This window comes from Arenimonas sp. (assembly GCF_036275555.1).
In the GTDB taxonomy this organism is placed as follows: domain Bacteria; phylum Pseudomonadota; class Gammaproteobacteria; order Xanthomonadales; family Xanthomonadaceae; genus Arenimonas.
The window spans coordinates 1-17382 of sequence record NZ_DASUDO010000007.1; the positions used below are offsets into that span (position 1 = coordinate 1).

The window sequence follows — 17382 nt, forward strand, 5'->3', positions numbered from 1 at the left end:
CCCGGCTATCGCGTGCTGCGCCGGATCGGCAAGGGCGGCATGTCGCAGGTCTACCTGAGCGTGCAGGAATCACTGGACCGGCAGGTGGCCATCAAGGTCATGTCGCCCTCGGCCCTGACCGACGAGATCAGCAAGCAGCGCTTCGAGCAGGAGGCGCGCACCATCGCCAAGCTCGAGCATCCCTGCATCGTCGGCATCCACGAGGTGGGACGCACGACCCAGGGCCTGCTGTATTACGTGCTGCCCTACCTGGCCAAGGGCCACCTGGGCCAGCGCGACTTCACCCATGACGAGCCGCGCGCCATCGAGGTGCTGCGCTCGCTGCTCTCGGCGCTCGAGTACGCCCACGCGCGCGGCATCGTGCACCGCGACGTCAAGGCCGAGAACGTGCTGTTCGACAATGCCGACCGGCCGCTGCTCACCGATTTCGGCATCGCGCTGAGCAAGCGCGACCAGACCCGCATCACCACCGCCGGCCTCGCGGTCGGCAGCGGCGGCTACATGGCGCCGGAGCAGGCGCGCGGCGAAGTGGTGGACGGCCGCGCCGACCTCTACAGCGTCGGCGTGCTCGCCTACGAACTGCTGATGGGCCGCCTGCCCTACCAGGCCGCCGACCCGCTGGCGCTGGCGCTGATGCACGCGCAGGACCCGGTGCCGCGGCTGCCGCCGGACAAGAAGCACTGGCAGCCCTTCCTCGACCGGGCGATGGCCAAGTCGCCGGACAACCGCTACCGCAACGCGCAGCAGATGCTCAGCGCGCTCAACCAGATCGCCAACGGCAAGCCGGCGGAACCGGCGGTGGACCTGGCCAAGCTCAAGGGCAAGCTGGCGCCGCACTGGAAGCCGGCGCTGGCCGCCGTCGCAGGCGTGGCCCTGGTCGCGGTGCTGTTCTCCTGGTATTCCCGCGATCGCGCCGAGGCGCCGGCCGGCACCGATTTCTTCACCGTCGAGGACAGCCCGGCGCCCGCCGCCGCGCCCGTCGCGACGCCCGCACCGGAACCGGCCGTCGAAGCCGCCGCCGGGCCGGCGCAAGCGGCCAGTCCCGCCGAACCGGCGGCACCGTTCGCCGCCGTCAGCGCCGAGGTCACGGTCACGGCGCTCGACTACGACCCCACGCGCCCCGGCGCGCGCGAACTCGCCGCCGCGCGCCGCCAGATCGACCGCCAGCGCCTGAGCCTGCCGCCGGGCGACAACGCGATGGAATCGCTGCGCGCCGCCCGCACGCTGGCGCCCGGCGAGCCGGCCATCGCGCGCCTGTCCGACGAAGTGATCGCGTTTTACGCCGGCCGCATCGTCAGCGCGGCCGAAGCGGGCAAAGATGCCGAGGCCGCGGACGACCACGCCCGCGTGGCGCCCTTCGTCGAGGACATGGCGCGCGCCGAAGGCCCGCCCTGGACCTCGATGCGCGAAGCGCTGGTGCCGGTGCTGCTGGCCCGCCTGCAGGCGGGTCTCGACGCGGTGGATGCCGAGGCCGTGGACCGCACCAAGTCGTTGGCCGGCACGCTGGGCATCGAATCGGGCCAGCTCGAGCCGGCCTGGTCGCAGGCCGTGCAGCTGCCCAAGGCCGGCGACCCCATCGACGACAAGGGCGTGGCCATGGTGCTGGTGTCGCTGCCGCGCGACGGCCGCCCCGGCCTGGCCGCGATGCGCGCGGAGGTGACGCGCGCCGAGTACGCCGCCTTCGATGCCGCCACCCGCCGCGCCGACGCCCGCTGCCGCAACCGCATCGCGCCGATTTCGCTCAAGCGCCGCGGCTGGGACGAGCCCGGCTTCAGCCAGGCCGGCAGCCATCCGGTGGTCTGCGTCAGCTACGACGACGCCCGCGCCTATGCGCAGTGGCTGGGCGGCCGCACCGGCCAGACCTACCGCCTGCCCACGCGCGCCGAATGGGTGCCGCTGGCCAGCTACCGCGGCACCGGCAACGCCTGCCGCGACGGCCGCATCGCCTGCGGCAACGAAGGAACCGTGGCCGCCAGCCAGGGCCCGGCCAGCCACCTCGGCCTGACCGGCCTGCGCGGCAACGCCCGCGAGTGGCTGTCCGACTGCGACCGCGGCTGCACCCGCCGGCTGGTGGGCGGCATCGGCTGGCGCGATCCGTCGGCCCGCGCCAACCCGACCGGCACCAACGATTTCGACGCCGACACCGGCTTCGACGACATCGGCTTCCGCCTGGTGCGTGAAGTGACCGCCGAGGAACTGGCCGCGCGCTGATTGCCCTACAATCGGGGCATGCGACGACTCCGCGCGTATTTCTTCACCGGCCTGCTGACCCTGCTGCCGATCTGGCTGGTCTGGATCGTCTTCAAGTTCGTGCTCGCCCTGCTCTCCGACATCAGCCAGCCCTGGGTCGGCCCGGTGTCGGTGCGGCTGGCCTCGGCGCATCCGGAATGGCTGGGGTGGATGGACGATCCCTGGGCGCAGTCGGCGTTTGCGGTGGTCGGCACGGTGCTGGTGATCATCGCGGTCGGCGCGCTGGCGCGACGCGTGGTCGGGCAGCGCCTGCTGGCCTGGTTCGAAGGCCTGATCGCGCGCATCCCGCTGCTCAAGACCGTCTACGGCAGCGCGCGCAAGCTGCTCGACCTGCTGCAGACCAAGCCCGACGGCACCCAGCGCGTCGTGCTGATCGATTTCCCGCACCGCGAAATGAAGTGCGTGGGCTTCGTCACCCGGGTGATGCGCGAGAACGGCACCGGCCGCGAGCTGGCCGCGGTGTACGTGCCCACCACGCCCAACCCCACCTCGGGCTACCTGGAAATCGTGCCCGTGGACCGGCTCACGCCCACCGACTGGACCGTGGACGAAGCGATGGCCTTCATCATCTCGGGCGGCGCGGTGAGCCCGGACAGCATCCCGTTCCAGCGCGCAGGCGACGCGACGTGACCGGCCAGGAGCGCGCCAACCGGCTGTTCCTGGTGCTGGCGGCGTTCTTCGTCAGCAATGCGCTGCTCGCGGAGTTCATCGGCGTAAAGATCTTCGCGCTCGAGGAGACGCTCGGGCTGGCGCCGTTCGAGTGGAACCTGTTCGGCCAGACGGGCTCGCTCAACTTCACCGCCGGCACCCTGCTGTGGCCGATCGTGTTCGTGATGACCGACGTCATCAACGAGTTCTACGGCAAGCGCGGCGTGCGCTTCATCAGCTGGCTGGCGGTGGTGCTGATCATCTACGGCTTCGTGTTCGCGTACACCGCGATCGCACTGGCGCCGGCGTCGTGGTGGGTCGGCGTGGCCACCGACCAGGGCGTGCCCGATTACCAGAAGGCATTTGCCGCCGTGTTCGGCCAGGGCCTGTGGACCATCGGCGGCTCGCTGGTTGCGTTCCTGGTCGGCCAGCTGATCGACGTCAGCGTCTTCCACCGCATCCGCCGCGCCACCGGCGAGCGCATGGTCTGGCTGCGCGCCACCGGCTCGACCGCGGTGTCGCAGCTGGTCGACAGCTTCATCGTGCTCTACATCGCCTTCGTGCTGGGGCCGCAGCAGTGGCCGACCAGCCTGTTCCTCGCGGTCGGCAGCCTGAACTACGCCTACAAGATGGCCGCCGCCATCGCGCTGATTCCCCTGCTGTACCTCGTGCGCCGCGGCATCACCGCCTACCTCGGCGAGGGCCAGGCCGCACAGCTGCGCGCCGCGGCGGCGCGCGAGTGATGGCAGCCATCGGGAAGACCGGAACACGCTGGCTGCTTTGGCTGGCCGCAGGATTCTGGCTGGTGGTGCTCTTTACCGCCGCGGTCTATGCCTTCAACCCCTTCGGGACCGCGTCCATCGATCCCCGCGCGCGGCTGCTGGGCTACGCCACCTATCGCGCCAGCTCGGAATCAATGGCGCCCACCGTATCCACCGGAGACATCGTGCTGGTCGACACCAAGGCCTTCCGGACGCGCGGGCCCGACCGCGGCGACATCGTTGCCTTCCTTTCGGCGCGCGACGACAGCGTCCGCCTCTACCGGGTGGCCGTGCTGCCAGGGGAGAGCGTGGCGATACGCGAAGGCGTGCTGTTGATCGACGGCCAACCGCAGCCTCTGCCGCCTGGCGCGACCGCGTCGGGGCTCCGCGGCGAGATCGATGAGATGGCGACCCGGACGATGCCGCCGGACCAGTACTTCCTGCTCGGCGACAACCGTGACTTCGCCGAGGACAGCCGCTACACCGGACCGGTGCCACGCGAGTGGCTGATTGGACGCGTGGTGCGGGTGCTGCGCTGAGGCCCTTACCTGGCCAGCTCGACTGGACGAGCCGCGCTGCCGCGTAACATCCTGCTGCTTCTTTTTCCCCCGAACGAACCCCAGCCCCGATGCGAAACCATTTTCCTGCCTTGCTTGCCCTTCCCTTGCTGCTTGCCCTCGGTGGCTGCGGTGGTGCCGATGACGCGACCAGTGGCGATGCCCACGTGGGCGACGCCACGGCCGACGCCCCGATGGACGACGGAACCGACGCAGCTACCGACGCCGACACTTCCGCCGCGGACGACGGCGGGCTGCCGCTGGCGCTCGCGCCCGCGCACCTCGATGCGCTGGTGCGGGGCATCACCGCCGAGAACGCGCGGCTCGAGCGCGCCGTCCGGGAACTGGAGGCGGCCGACAGCGACACTGAAACCCTTGCGGCCTTGACGGGCCTCGATACCGAGTCGCTGGACGGCCTCGGCGCCGCGGCCTCTGGCCTGGACGCACGTGGCTACGGCTTCCTGCGCGACGCGCTCTACGAACATCTGAACCACGTCGATACCCGCGATGCCCTGCAGGCCCATTACCGCGACATCGACACCACCGGACTGGACGAGGCCACCGCCGCCGAAGCCCGCCGCGTTGCGGCTGAAGTGCTCGCGGCGACGCCGGATCCTTACGCCGGCCTCGACCCGGCCCTGGCGGATGCCCTGCGCCAGCGCCTGGCGGAGCTGACCGCGCTGCGCGATGCCCACGTGCGCCTGCTGATGAAGGCCGCCGAGGGCTGATGCCGCCCGACGCGCCCGACGCCGACCCGCTGCTGGACCGCATCGTGGCGTTCCTGCGCGAGGTCGGCATCGCGGTGGAGGAGGCCGAGCTCGGCGACGACGCCTTCCTGCCGGGCGTGCGTGTGCACGACGGCGGGCTGCTGTTCGACCGCGCGCGCCTGCGCTGGCCCGGCGACCTGTTGCACGAAGCCGGCCACCTCGCGGTGCTGCCGCCCGCGCAGCGCGCCGCGATGTCCGACGACCTCGCCGGCCACGACGACATCCCGCACGCCAGCGAGATCGAAGCGACGGCCTGGGCCTACGCGGCCACCGTGGCGATCGGCCTCGCGCCGACGGTGCTGTTCCATGAAGGCGGCTACCACGGCAAGTCCGCCAGCCTGGCGATGACCTATGCGATGGGCGTGTACCCGGGCGTCCACGGCCTGGTGCAGGCCAGGATGACCGCCAGCGGAACGGAGGCCGCGATGCGCGGCGAAACCACCTATCCGGCCATGCAAAGATGGCTGCGGGAATGAACGCTCCCCCCGCATGCCGACGGAGGCACCGCCCGTGTTCGCCATCGCCCTGACCACCGCCCTCGCCGTGGCGCCCACCCCGCCCGTGGCCGAGGAGCGCGTCTTCGAACGCGCCAGCCAACTCCAGCCCTGGTGCCGCCAGGAGGCCGAGGCGCATTTCATCGGCCAAGGCATCGAGACCTACCAGTGGACGGCGTCGTATTCGGAGAGCGGCCGGATGCTGCAGGTGCGGGGCACGCTGCGCGCCGGGGGCCGGGACGTCGCCGTTACCTGCCGGATCGCCAAAGGCGCGCGCGAACGCTACGCCAGCATCACGATCGACTCGCCCTGAACCGCGGGGCGCGGGTCAGTCCAACCGCGGCCAGGCGCTCGCGTCCAGCGTCTCGCGGTAGGCGTGCCAGGCGCTGTAGGCCAGCCACGGCATCACCACCACCAGGCCGACGTAGGCGGTCAGGAACCCGAGCGCCGTCAGCACGGCGATGATCGCCGCCCACAGCGCGCACACGCCCTTGTTGCGCAGCACGGCGTTCACGCTGGAGATTCCGGCGGTGACCATGTCCACGTCGCGGTCGGCGATCATCGGCAGCGAGAACGCGGCGATGGCGAAGGTCAGCGCGGCGAACACCGAGCCCGCCAGTGAGCCGATCAGCAGGAACTCCACCAGCGCGCGCGTGCTGCCGTCCTCGATCGGCACGAAGGCGTTGACCATCATGCCGGCGCGCGACCACAGCAGCAGGATCACCAGCTGCACCAGCGCGAACACGCCGGCCTGCCCCGCCACCCGCCGCGCCAGCACGAAGCTGTCGCGCAGGCTGGGCGTTCGCCCCGATTCCAGCGCGCGGCTCACGCAGTAAAGCCCGACGGCGATCAGCGGCGCCACGAACACGAAGCCCGACAGCAGCGTCGCCAGCAGCGCGAAGCGCCCCAGCGACCAGGCCAGCGCCGACACCGCCACGCTGACCCCGAGGATCACCAGCCCGAACAGCAGACTCAGCCCCGGGGCGCGCCGCAGGTCGCGCCAGCCGAGCGCCAGCCATCGCAGCGGCGCGCCGCGCGCCAGGTCGGCGCAGGGCACCACGAACGGGCGGGTGTCGTCGGCGGGGCTCATGCGGGCGGCACGCTTCCGAAGGAATGTTCCGACGCTATCATGGCCGCTTCCTCCGCTTCGAGGTCACCATGGGCCGAAACGCCACTCCGCTCTCCCGCGTGCTGGTCTGGCTGCTGCTGGCCGTCGCCGTCAGCGTCTACGCCGGCTACCACATCGGCAAGGACCGCGCGAAGGCCGACAACCGCGCCCAGGCCGCTGCCGAAGCCGCGACCCCCGACGTGGCGCCGCCCGCTGCGCCGGCCGAGCCCCTCGCCGAAACGGTCGAGGTGGCCGCGCTCGAGCAGTCGCTGCGCGAGGCCGAGACCGCCTTCGCCAGGTCGATGGCCGATCGCGACCTCGATGCCTTCGCCAGCTTCCTCGCCGACGACGCCATCTTCGTCAACGGCCGCGACCCGCTGCGGGGCAAGGCCACCATCGTCGCGGCCTGGTCCAAATACTTCGAGGGCGAGCAGGCGCCGTTTTCCTGGGCGCCGGAGACGGTGGTCGTACTTGCCGGCGGCCGCCTCGGGCAGACCAAGGGGCCGGTGACCGGGCCCGACGGCAAGCCGACGCTCGAGTTCCGCTCCACCTGGCGCCGGGAGGACGACGGCCGCTGGAAAGTGGTGTTCGACGACGGCGCCTGCCTGTGCCCGGTGCCGCCGGCGGGCCCCTGAGCCGCCGCCCGGCGTAGGATGACCGCGTCGATCCCGGGGGACGCGCCATGGCCGAGAACAAGACCCAGCCCACCGACGCAAGCGTCGAGGCTTTCCTCGCCGCGATCCCGGACCCGGTGCGGCGCGAGGACTGCCGCCGCGTCGCGGCGATGATGCAGGCCGCCACCGGCGCGCCGCCGGTGATGTGGGGCGCGGCCATCGTCGGCTTCGGCTGCTATCGGTACACGTACGCCAGCGGCCGAACCGGCGACTGGCCGGTCATCGGCTTCTCGCCGCGCAAGAACGACCTCACGCTGTACCTGATGCCCGGCTTCGAGCAACACGCCGATCGCCTGGCGAAGCTGGGCCGGCACAAGATCGGCAAGAGCTGCCTATACCTGAAGAAGCTCGCCGACGTGGACCTGGCGGTGCTGCGTGACCTGGTCGAGTGGTCGGTGCAGGCCATGGCACCGCAGCGCATCGACACGCCGTCGCGCTAAACCTCGCGCACGTTGCCCGGCCGCGCCAGCTCGACCGCGGTGCCTCGCTCGCGCAGCTTGCCGGCCAGCGCCTCGCGGGCGTCGTCCTCGCCGTGCACCAGCACCACCGGCGGCTTGTTGGCGAAGCCGGAATACCAGTCGAGCAGCCCGGGCTGGTCGGCGTGCGCCGACAGGCCGCCGACCGTGTGCCGCTGCGCGTTGACCTGGATGTCCTCGCCCAGCATCTTCACGTGCGATGCGCCGTCCACCAGCCTGCGCCCGAGCGTGCCGCGCGACTGGTAGCCGACGAACATCAGGTGCGCCTGCCGGCGGCCGAGGTTCTGCCGCAGGTGGTGGCGGATGCGGCCGCCGTTGCACATGCCGGCGCCGGCGATGATGATCGCGCCGCGCTCGTGCGCGTTGATGCCGCGCGACTCCTCCACGCTCTCGGTGTAGCGCAGGTTCGGCAGCCGGAACGGATGCGGCTGGCCGCGCCAGACGTCGCGCGCCTTGCTGTCGAACAGGTCGACGTGGCGGTCGTAGACCTCGGTGACCTTCGAGGCCATCGGGCTGTCGAGGAAGATCTTCCAGCGGTCGAGGTTCCAGCGGTCCCAGTAGCGCGCGAACCAGTAGAGGATTTCCTGGGTGCGGCCGACCGCGAAGGCCGGGATCAGCAGGTTGCCGCCGTCGGCCCAGGCGTGCTCGAGCACCTCGCCGATCTCGGTGACGGTGGCGGCGCGGTCGCGGTGGGCGCGACCGCCGTAGGTGGCTTCCAGCAGCACCAGGTCGGCCTGCGCGACCGGCTCGGGGTCGCGCAGGATCGGCGTGCCCTTCATGCCGATGTCGCCGGAGAACACCAGCACGCGCTCGTCGACGCCGTTGCGCGCGCGCAGCTCAACCGTGGCCGAGCCGAGGATGTGGCCGGCTTCGCGCAGCTGCACGGTGAGGCCGGGCAGGATCTCGGTGGGCGCGTGGTAGGGCAAGGCCCGCACCTGCCGCATCACCTGGCCGACATCGGCGCGGGTGAACAGCGGCTTGTGCCGCGCGTGCCCGTCCTCGTTGCGCTTGTTGGCGAACTCGGCGTCCATCTCGGCCAGGAAAGCGGAGTCGTCGAGCATTATCTTTAGCAAGTCGGCGGTGGCGGCCTGGGTCCAGATCGGGCCCTTGAAGCCGCGCTTCACCAGCACCGGCAGGCGACCGCAGTGGTCGATGTGGGCGTGGCTGAGCACCACGGCGTCGACCGAGGCGGGATCGAAGGCGAAGGGTTCGAAGTTGCGCTTCTCGTCCTCGTCGCTGCCCTGGATCAGGCCGCAGTCGAGCAGGAGGCGGCGACCGCCGACCTCGACCTCGTGGCAGGAACCGGTGACCTCACCGGCGGCACCGTGGAAACGGACTCGCATGCGCGTTCCTTGCTGGAGGGACCGGCTATGTATCGCAGAAACGACGACGGCCGGGCAAGCCCGGCCGTCGCGGTGGTGCCTGGCGCCGCGGATCAGCGCTTGGCGTTGAGCTCCTGCACCAGGCCCGGGGCCGGGAAGACCTCTTCCATGATCCACAGCATGTAGCGGTGGTCGACCGCGATCATGCGGGTCATGGTCGGGTCGAACACCCAGTTCGAGCTCACGCTCTCCCAGTTGCCGTCGAAGGCCAGGCCGACCAGCTCGCCCTTGCGGTTGAGCACCGGCGAGCCGGAGTTGCCGCCGGTGATGTCGAGGTCGGAGAGGAAGTTCACCGGGATCGCGGCCTTCTCCGCCGCGCTCATCTTCGCGATGGCGTCGAGCTGGGCCTTGGGCGCGTCGAAGGGCTCTTCGCCGGTGGCCTTGGCGGCCAGGCCGTCGAGCGTGGTGAACGGCGTGTAGGCGACGCCGTCCTTCGGCGCGTAGCCCATAACGTTGCCGTAGGTGATGCGCAGGCTGAGGTTGGCGTCGGGGTACACGCCCTGGCCCTGGCTGCGCTTGTAGGCCTGCACCGCGGCCAGGTAGACCGGACGGTGGCGGGTGCTCTCGCCGCTGCGGGCCTTGGCCTTGTCCTCCAGCGCCAGCACGGTCGGCTGCAGCGCGACGGCCAGCTTCACCAGCGGGTCGGTGCTGGATTCGAACGCGGCGCGGTCGGCCTTGAACAGCGCGAGGCGGGCCTCGGTGTCACCGACCTTGGTCCCGGCATAGGTCTCGTCCAGCGCGCGCTGGATGGCGGCGGCGTCGTTGCCGCCCAGCCACGCGTCGATGGCGGGGACGCGCTGGTCGGCGGGCAGCTTCACGTATTCGGCCAGCCAGTAGGCCATCAGCTGCTTTTCCATGCGCGGGTCGTAGCGGCGCTCGAGCTGGCGGGCGTTGCCTTCGATGCCCGGCAGGTCGCGCTCCTGGTAGCCGGGCGCCCGCTCGGCGTTGGGCTTCTCGTTCTCGGTGGCCAGGCGGTAGAGGCCGCGGATGTTGGCCAGCAGGCCGGTGCCGGCGATCTGGCCGACCACGAGGTCGCGCTGGCGCGTCTCGCGGGTCTCGGCCGACAGCGCCACCAGGCGCGCGTGCGCCTCGAGGGCGGCCTTGCCTTCCTCGCCGCGGCCGCGCAGCCAGGCCAGCACGGCCTCTTCCTCGGCGCGCTTGGTGGCCGCGGCGTCGATGCGCGCGAAGCCCTCGAGCTGGCCGTCCCAGTTCTTGCTGGTGTTGTTCCAGCCGCGCACGGACGTGGCGTACTTGACCTCGATCTCCGGGTCGGCCTTGCCGGCGGCGTCGACGAGGTTGATCAGGTTCTTCAGGTGCTGGCCGACCACCGGGTACTGCCAGCCCGAGACGTTCTGGAATTCATCGAACAGCGCGTAGCGGTTGGTGGTGCCCGGATAGCCGGCCACCATCACGAAGTCGCCGGCGTCGAGCGCCTCGGTGGCGAGCTTGAGGTGGTGCTTGGGCTTGAAGGGCACGTTGTCGGGCGAGAACGCGGCCGGCTTGCCGTCCTTGCCGACGTAGGCGCGGTAGAAGGTGAAGTCGCCGGTGTGGCGCGGCCACATCCAGTTGTCGATGTCGCCGCCGTAGGCGCCGATCGAATTCGGCGGCGCGTAAACGAGGCGCACGTCCTTGATCTCGATCTGGCGGAACAGGCGGTAGGTCTGGCCGCCGAAGAAGCTGTACACGGTGCAGCGGTAGCCGGGCTCGGATTCGCACTCGGCGATGAGCGCCTTCTGGGTGTCCTCGAGCGCCTTCTGGCGGGCCAGGCCGTCCTGGTCGGGCGAGGTGGCGGCCAGCATGCGGTCGGTCACTTCGGTGATCTGGTCCATCACGTAGACGCGGGCGTTCGGGCCGGCGGAGAGCTCCTGCTCGCGGCTGGCGGCGACGAAGCCGTCGCGCATCAGGTTCTTCTCGGCGGTCGAGTTGAGCTGGATGGCGCCGTAGGCGCAGTGGTGGTTGGTGACCACCAGGCCTTCGGGCGAGACCAGCGACGCAGTGCAGCCGCCGAGCGCCACCACGGCGCCCATCGGGTCGCCGGTGAGGTCGGCCAGCTGGCGCGGGTTGAGCGTGAGCCCCGCCTGCTTGAGGGGGCCGGCGATTTCCGGCAGCTGCTGGGGCACCCACATGCCTTCCTTGGCCTGGGCGGCGAAGGAAAGCGAGATGGCGGCGACGAGGACGGCAAGACGCATGGTGACTCCTGGGTTCTTCGGCGAAACCCCAAGCCTAGCAGCGCCGGCGATTGCGGGGGCGTGAGGGCGGAGTAGACTTTCGACAGGGGACAAAAGGGGGTCGGCCATGCGTGTGCTCGCGTTCTGCATCCTGCTGCTCGCGGCGGCCACAGGCCCGGCGCGGGCGCAATCACCCGGCGACGCACTGGCCGGGCTCTGGACCACGCTGTGCGCGGGCGCCACGCCGGGCTCCGACCTGGCCGCGCGCTGCGCCGAGATCTTCGCCGGCGGGCCGGGCAGCCGCGACGGCGCCGCTGCCGGCAACTTCCTCGGCGAAATCCCGGGCCAGGGCCGCGCCGCCACCCGCGACGGGTCGCCGGACGATGCTGCATTGCGGCAGGAACTGGGCGCGGGCTGGGCGCTGTTCGCGTCAGCCGACGCCGGCCGGCTCACCCGCCGGGATGGCATCAACGAGGCGCCCTTCGACGGCGACACCGGCGCCCTCACCGCCGGCATCGACTGGGCCCCCGGCACGCGCTGGCGCCTCGGCCTGCTGCTCAACCACGCCCGCGATTCGCTCGACTTCCTGGGCTCGGACGGCAGCACCCGCACGCGCTTCACCGGCGGCGTCGCCACCGGCGGCTGGAATCTGTCCGACGCGGTGGCGCTGGACGGCTACGCCGGCGCGCTGCGCGGCGATTACCGGCTGCGCCGGCAGATCGACTACACCTTGCTGAGCGGCGTCAGCGTGCGCAGCCTGGCCTCGGCCAATCCCGACGCCGACCGCCGCATCGCCGGGCTGGGCCTGTCGTGGTTCCTGCCCGCCGGCGCCTGGGAATGGCAGCTGGGCGCGGGCGTGGACTGGCAGCGCACCGACATCGATCCCTACGCCGAGACCGGCGGCGCCGGCCTGGCGCTGTTCGTGCCGGGGCGCAGCATCACCAGCCGGCGCGGGCGCGTGGACGCCACGCTGGCGCGCAACGTGTCCGCCGGCTGGGGCGTCTGGCAGCCGATGGCGCGGCTGGGCTGGCGGCGCGAGTTCGCCAACCCCGCGCGTCCGCTGGGCGTGCGCTTCCTGGGCGATGCCAACGGCACCCGGGTGGTGTTCGAGACCGACGACGCCGATACCGGCTGGGCCGAGGCCGGGGTCGGCGCGGTGTTCGTGTTCACCGGCGGGCATTCGGGCTTCATCGAGTACCGGCAGCGGCTGGGCCACGATTTCCTGCAGGAGCGCCTGCTGGCGCTGGGCTGGCGCGTGGAACTGCCCTGAGCGGCGGCCGGGCGGTCTTTCCGGGCGGTTCACGCCCGACGGGTATAATCGCCGCCCAACCGGCCCGAGGGGCCCACGCGGACGAAGTGAAATGGCACAGCCGATGATGAAGGCGCTTGTGAAGCGCCACGCCGAGAAGGGCATCTGGATGGAGCAGGTGCCGGTGCCCACGCCGGGCCCGAACGAAGTGCTGATCAAGCTCGAGAAGACCGCGATCTGCGGCACCGACCTGCACATCTACAAGTGGGACGAGTGGAGCCAGCGCACGATCAAGCCGGGCCTGGTGATCGGCCACGAGTTCGTCGGCCGCGTCGTCGGCATGGGCCCGGGCGTCACCGGCTACAAGGAAGGCGACCGCGTCTCGGCCGAGGGCCACATCGTCTGCGGCCACTGCCGCAACTGCCGCGCCGGCCGCCAGCACCTGTGCCCGAACACCGTGGGCATCGGCGTGAACCGCCACGGCGCCTTCGCCGAATACATCGTGATGCCGGCCTCGAACCTGTGGCCGATCCCGGACAGCATCCCGTCCGAGCTGGCCGCTTTCTTCGATCCCTACGGCAACGCCGCGCACTGCGCGCTGGAGTTTGACGTGGTCGGCGAGGACGTGCTGATCACCGGCGCCGGCCCGATCGGCATCATCGCCGCGGGCATCTGCAAGCACATCGGCGCGCGCAACGTGGTGGTCACCGACGTCAACGACTACCGCCTGAAGCTCGCGGCCGACATGGGCGCCACCCGCGTGGTCAACGTCTCCAAGCAGTCGCTCAAGGACGTGATGAAGGACCTGCACATGGAGGGCTTCGACGTGGCGCTGGAAATGAGCGGCAACCCGCACGCCTTCAACGACATGCTCGACTGCATGTACAACGGCGGCAAGGTGGCCCTGCTCGGCATCCTGCCCAACGGCGCCGGCATCAACTGGGACAAGGTGATCTTCAAGGGCCTGGTGCTGCACGGCATCTACGGCCGCAAGATGTACGAGACCTGGTACAAGATGACCCAGCTGGTGCAGTCGGGCTTCCCGCTGCAGAAGGTGCTGACGCACCAGGTGCACATCGACGATTTCCAGAAGGGCTTCGACCTGATGGAAACCGGGCAGTGCGGCAAGGTGGTCTGCAGCTGGGGTTGAGGCCCGGCCTTCCGCCATGAAAAACGGGGCGCCTCGCGGCGCCCCGTTTCGTTTGCAGCGGTGGATCGGTCAGCCGCCGATCGAGAAGGTCAGCACGATGCGGTCGTCGGCGGCGTCGCCGAAGTTGAAGTCGCCTTCGCTGTCGGTGTCGTAGTAGCCGATCGCGGCGTTCACCGGACCGAAGTCGCGGTTGATGCCGACCGACCAGTCCATGTAGTCCTCGAAGCCGGTGCTGTTGCCGAACATGCTCTTGCCCAGGCTCACGTCGAGGCCGACGCCGTTGCCCATGTCCCAGCTGCCGGCGGCGCCGAAGTAGTGGCCCTTGGCGCCGAGCGCGTAGACGTCGTTGGTGTAGCCGTACGAGAAAGTGAGGGTCTCGTCCCAGCTCAGGCTGGTGATCAGCTCGTTGTAGTCGCTGCTGCCGAAGTCGTTCTCTTCGCCGATGTAGTTGTAGCGGATCAGCTGGACGTCGAAGTTCCAGCTGTCGCTGAAATCGGTGTTCCAGCCGACGTAGGTGTCGATCTCGAGGTCGGGGCCTCCGTCGCCGAAGTCGACGTTCGAGGCCCACACGCCGGCGTAGAAGCCGGAGTCGAAGTTCAGGTCGGCGCCGAGCTGCAGGGCCGGCTCCTCGTCGGTCTGCGAGACGCCGCGGAAGACGTAGTCGCTGGTGAGGGCGGCGTTCCAGCTGAAGATGGACGATTCGTCCTCGGCGGGGGCGGCTTCTTCACCCATCTCGTCCTGGGCGGAGGCCAGCATCGGCAGCGCGAAGAGCGCGGCGGCGAGCGCAAGCGAAAGCTTCTGGTGGTTCATCGGGAAGTCCTCTGTTTTCTTGGGGCGAAGTGCAGCGGTTGTTTTCTACTTTTTTGTTGCTTGGCCGTCCGTTTCGGATACCCGGCCGGGGTGTTGAAAATATTGGCCGCAGTGTCTCCCAGCCCGGCGGGACAGGCATGCCGCGATGCAGCATAGCGCCGGGCCGCGGCCCGGTCGACGCCCCGCGCGGCCGGCTCCGCAACCCACCCCCGCGACGCCCCGCTTCGACCCAGGACCGGGCCCCGACCCCGATCCCTGGGCTCGCTTCGCCGGGGGCGCCGGCGGACGGACTGACCCGCGAGGCGCCGAATCCGGATAATGGCGCCCTTCCCCGCCCCACGAGCCCCTGACCATGTCCGACGCCGCCCTCGCCCGCTACGCCGCCGAACTCGACGCCATCCGCGAACAGGGGCTGTTCAAGGCCGAACGCATCATCACCAGCCCGCAGTCGGCCGAGATCACCCTGGACGACGGCCGCACGGTGCTGAATTTCTGCGCCAACAATTACCTGGGCCTGGCCGACAGCCCCGAGGTGATCGCCGCGGCCAAGGACGCGCTCGACACCCACGGTTTCGGCATGGCCTCGGTGCGCTTCATCTGCGGCACCCAGGACCTGCACAAGGAATTGGAGGCGAAGATCGCCGCGTTCTTCGGCAAGCAGGACACCATCCTCTACGCCGCCTGCTTCGACGCCAACGGCGGCCTGTTCGAGCCGCTGCTGGGCGAGGAGGACGCGATCATCTCCGACGCCCTCAACCACGCCTCGATCATCGACGGCGTGCGCCTGTGCAAGGCCAAGCGCTATCGCTACGCCAACTCCGACATGGCCGACCTGGAGAAGCAGCTGCAGCAGGCCCGCGCCGACGGCGCGCGCACGATCATGATCACCACCGACGGCGTGTTCTCGATGGACGGCTTCATCGCGCCGCTGGACCAGGTGGTGGCGCTGGCCCGCAAGTACGATGCGCTGGTGCACATCGACGAATGCCACGCCACCGGCTTCCTGGGCGACACCGGCCGCGGCAGCGCCGAGGTGAAAGGCGTGCTGGACGGCATCGACATCATCACCGGCACGCTGGGCAAGGCGCTGGGCGGCGCGCTCGGCGGCTTCACCACCGGCCGTCGCGAAGTGATCGAGCTGCTGCGCCAGCGCTCACGCCCCTACCTGTTCTCGAACTCGCTGCCGCCGCACGTGGTGGCCGCGGGCAGCAAGGTCTTCGACATGCTGGCCGCCGCCGGCGACCTGCGCGCGAAGCTGCAGGAAAACACCGCCTACTTCCGGGAGCGGATGACCGCCGCTGGCTTCGACCTCAAGCCCGGCGTGCACCCGATCGTGCCGGTGATGCTGTACGACGCCCCGCTGGCGCAGAAATTCGCCCAGCGCCTGCTCGAGGAAGGCATCTACGCGATCGGCTTCTTCTTCCCGGTGGTGCCCAAGGGCCAGGCCCGCATCCGCACCCAGATGAGCGCCGCCCACACCCGCGAACACCTGGACCGCGCCATCGCCGCGTTCACCCAGGTGGGCCGCGAACTCGGCGTCATCCGCTGACGCAAATAAACCAGGTTCATTTGCTGGCACGAATCAAATGAACCTGGTTCATTTGATTCGTGCCAGCGAGAGGGCGTCGACGAAGGCGCCGTCGCGGAAGGCGAAGTCGCGATGGCGCCCTTCCTCGACGAAGCCATGGCGGGTGTAGAGGGCGATGCCGGCGGCGTTGTCGGCGTAGACCTGGAGTTCGAGCCGCCTGAGCTGCAGCCAGCGGTCGGCCAGGTCGATGGCCGCCGCGAGCAGCGCCGTGCCGACGCCGCGGCCCTGCCAGTCGTCGCGCACGCCCATGCCGAGGTCGCCGACGTGGCGTCGGCGCGGGTTCGTGCCCGCGTACAGCCCGAGCTGGCCCACCACCTCGTCGCCGGCGCAGGCCAGCAGCACGTGGGCGTTGGGGTCGAGCGCCTGCAGGCGATGCCGCCAGAGGTCGAGCGAGGGGAACGGGAGCTGGAGGGTGCCTGCCTGCGCGCGAGGGGCGGCATAGATGGCCTGCACCGCCGCGAAGTCGTCAGGTTCGGCGCGGCGGATCGTGATGGGCGTCGTCATGGCTTCAGCCCGTGGTGGGTGGCGCAAGCCCCGATACTTCCCCAGCCGTGAGTTCGCGCCAAGCCCCCTTCGGCAGGTCGCCCAGCGTGACGCCGCCGATGGCGACCCGCACCAGGCGCAGCACGCCCAGACCGTGCGCGGCCAGCAGGCGCCTTATCTGCCGGTTGCGGCCCTCGTCCAGCACGATCTCCAGCCAGGCGTTGCGGGTGCCGCTGCGCAGCAAGGTGGCCGACCGGGCCGCCAGCGCCTCGCCCTCGTCGACCACGCCCACCACCAGCTTTTGCAGCAGCGCCTCGTCGGGAATCGCATCCACCTGCACGTGGTAGGTCTTTTCGATCCCCTGCACCGGGTCGGTGATGGCGGCGGCCCAGGCCGGGTCGTTGCTCAACAGCAGCAGGCCCTCGCTGGCCTGGTCGAGCCGGCCGACCGGTGCCAGCCAGGGCAGCCCGCTCCCCTCGAGACAGGCGTAGACGGTGTCGCGCTGGCGCTCGTCGCGTGCGGTGGTGACCAGGCCGCGCGGTTTGTTCAGCGCCAGGTAGACCCGCGCACGGGCCCCGAGCGGCGCACCGTCCACCGTGACCCGATCCAGGCCTTGCCGCACCGGATGCTCGGGGTCGGCGACGGGCCGGCCGTTCACCGCGACGCGGCCGGCGCGCACCCAGTCGGCGGCCTGGGTCCGCGAGCAGAGCCCGGCCTTGGAGATGACGCGCGCCACACCGTGGCGCACGGTCGCCGTGGACGGCTTGGAAGGGCGCGATTGCATCCGCGAAGCATGGCGCATGCGTAGTGAACACGG

The 17382-nt window shown here is 70.6% G+C and carries 18 protein-coding genes; 12 read left to right on the forward strand and 6 right to left on the reverse strand.

Annotated features, from left to right (window positions below):
* From VFV21_RS02005 to VFV21_RS02035, 7 genes are all read left to right on the forward strand, one after another.
* Window positions 1-2211, forward strand: a 2211-nt coding sequence (locus VFV21_RS02005) for a bifunctional serine/threonine-protein kinase/formylglycine-generating enzyme family protein (protein ID WP_329667846.1), incomplete at its 5' end; no start/stop codon positions are given.
* 18 nt (window positions 2212-2229) lie between these two features.
* Window positions 2230-2880: a DUF502 domain-containing protein gene (locus tag VFV21_RS02010; protein ID WP_329667847.1), complete on the forward strand. Its 651-nt coding sequence runs from the start codon at window positions 2230-2232 to the stop codon at window positions 2878-2880.
* Window positions 2877-3641, forward strand: a complete 765-nt coding sequence (locus VFV21_RS02015) for a queuosine precursor transporter (RefSeq protein WP_329667848.1) — start codon at window positions 2877-2879, stop codon at window positions 3639-3641. The genes VFV21_RS02010 and VFV21_RS02015 overlap by 4 nt, the downstream gene beginning before the upstream one ends.
* Window positions 3641-4198: a signal peptidase I gene (lepB, locus tag VFV21_RS02020; protein ID WP_329667849.1), complete on the forward strand. Its 558-nt coding sequence runs from the start codon at window positions 3641-3643 to the stop codon at window positions 4196-4198. The genes VFV21_RS02015 and lepB overlap by 1 nt, the downstream gene beginning before the upstream one ends.
* 125 nt (window positions 4199-4323) lie before the next feature.
* Window positions 4324-4944: a hypothetical protein gene (locus tag VFV21_RS02025; protein WP_329667850.1), complete on the forward strand. Its 621-nt coding sequence runs from the start codon at window positions 4324-4326 to the stop codon at window positions 4942-4944.
* A complete protein-coding gene (locus VFV21_RS02030; RefSeq protein WP_329667851.1) occupies window positions 4944-5459 on the forward strand; it encodes a hypothetical protein in 516 nt (171 codons plus the stop codon). The genes VFV21_RS02025 and VFV21_RS02030 overlap by 1 nt, the downstream gene beginning before the upstream one ends.
* Window positions 5460-5472: 13 nt before the next feature.
* Window positions 5473-5790: a hypothetical protein gene (locus VFV21_RS02035; protein WP_329667852.1), complete on the forward strand. Its 318-nt coding sequence runs from the start codon at window positions 5473-5475 to the stop codon at window positions 5788-5790.
* Between the two features lie 15 nt (window positions 5791-5805).
* On the opposite strand, the gene VFV21_RS02040 is transcribed toward VFV21_RS02035, so the two are convergent.
* Window positions 5806-6567 carry a DUF2189 domain-containing protein gene (locus tag VFV21_RS02040; RefSeq protein WP_329667853.1) on the reverse strand — a complete coding sequence of 254 codons (762 nt, stop codon included), beginning with the start codon at window positions 6565-6567 and terminating at the stop codon, window positions 5806-5808.
* A gap of 23 nt (window positions 6568-6590) precedes the next feature.
* Here VFV21_RS02040 and VFV21_RS02045 point away from each other — a divergent pair, with 23 nt between their 5' ends.
* Both VFV21_RS02045 and VFV21_RS02050 read left to right on the forward strand, forming a co-directional pair.
* Window positions 6591-7220 carry a nuclear transport factor 2 family protein gene (locus VFV21_RS02045; protein WP_329667854.1) on the forward strand — a complete coding sequence of 210 codons (630 nt, stop codon included), beginning with the start codon at window positions 6591-6593 and terminating at the stop codon, window positions 7218-7220.
* 47 nt (window positions 7221-7267) lie between these two features.
* The gene (locus VFV21_RS02050; protein WP_329667855.1) at window positions 7268-7699 is read left to right on the forward strand and encodes a DUF1801 domain-containing protein; all 432 of its coding nucleotides are present in this window, start codon (window positions 7268-7270) and stop codon (window positions 7697-7699) included.
* Here the strand turns inward: VFV21_RS02050 and VFV21_RS02055 are convergent.
* Window positions 7696-9078, reverse strand: a complete 1383-nt coding sequence (locus VFV21_RS02055; RefSeq protein ID WP_034211794.1) for an MBL fold metallo-hydrolase RNA specificity domain-containing protein — start codon at window positions 9076-9078, stop codon at window positions 7696-7698. The two genes, VFV21_RS02050 and VFV21_RS02055, sit on opposite strands and share 4 nt — an antisense overlap.
* Window positions 9079-9170: 92 nt before the next feature.
* Window positions 9171-11243, reverse strand: coding sequence for a S46 family peptidase (locus tag VFV21_RS02060; RefSeq protein ID WP_329667864.1), 2073 nt, complete (start codon window positions 11241-11243; stop codon window positions 9171-9173).
* A gap of 169 nt (window positions 11244-11412) precedes the next feature.
* Here VFV21_RS02060 and VFV21_RS02065 point away from each other — a divergent pair, with 169 nt between their 5' ends.
* Complete coding sequence (locus VFV21_RS02065) at window positions 11413-12555, forward strand: autotransporter outer membrane beta-barrel domain-containing protein (protein WP_329667856.1); 1143 nt, start codon at window positions 11413-11415, stop codon at window positions 12553-12555.
* 91 nt (window positions 12556-12646) lie between these two features.
* Window positions 12647-13684: an L-threonine 3-dehydrogenase gene (tdh, locus tag VFV21_RS02070; RefSeq protein WP_329667857.1), complete on the forward strand. Its 1038-nt coding sequence runs from the start codon at window positions 12647-12649 to the stop codon at window positions 13682-13684.
* A 69-nt stretch (window positions 13685-13753) separates the two neighbouring features.
* Here the strand turns inward: tdh and VFV21_RS02075 are convergent, their stop codons facing one another.
* Window positions 13754-14494 (reverse strand): TorF family putative porin, encoded by a 741-nt coding sequence (locus VFV21_RS02075; protein ID WP_034211788.1) that lies wholly within the window; start codon window positions 14492-14494, stop codon window positions 13754-13756.
* Window positions 14495-14846: 352 nt separating this feature from the next.
* Here VFV21_RS02075 and kbl point away from each other — a divergent pair, with 352 nt between their 5' ends.
* Window positions 14847-16043 carry a glycine C-acetyltransferase gene (gene kbl / locus VFV21_RS02080; protein WP_084590673.1) on the forward strand — a complete coding sequence of 399 codons (1197 nt, stop codon included), beginning with the start codon at window positions 14847-14849 and terminating at the stop codon, window positions 16041-16043.
* 48 nt (window positions 16044-16091) lie between these two features.
* On the opposite strand, the gene VFV21_RS02085 is transcribed toward kbl, so the two are convergent.
* Window positions 16092-16586, reverse strand: coding sequence for a GNAT family N-acetyltransferase (locus VFV21_RS02085; protein WP_034211783.1), 495 nt, complete (start codon window positions 16584-16586; stop codon window positions 16092-16094).
* A 4-nt stretch (window positions 16587-16590) separates the two neighbouring features.
* Complete coding sequence (locus VFV21_RS02090) at window positions 16591-17349, reverse strand: pseudouridine synthase (RefSeq protein WP_034211781.1); 759 nt, start codon at window positions 17347-17349, stop codon at window positions 16591-16593.
* Window positions 17350-17382: the final 33 nt, after the last annotated feature.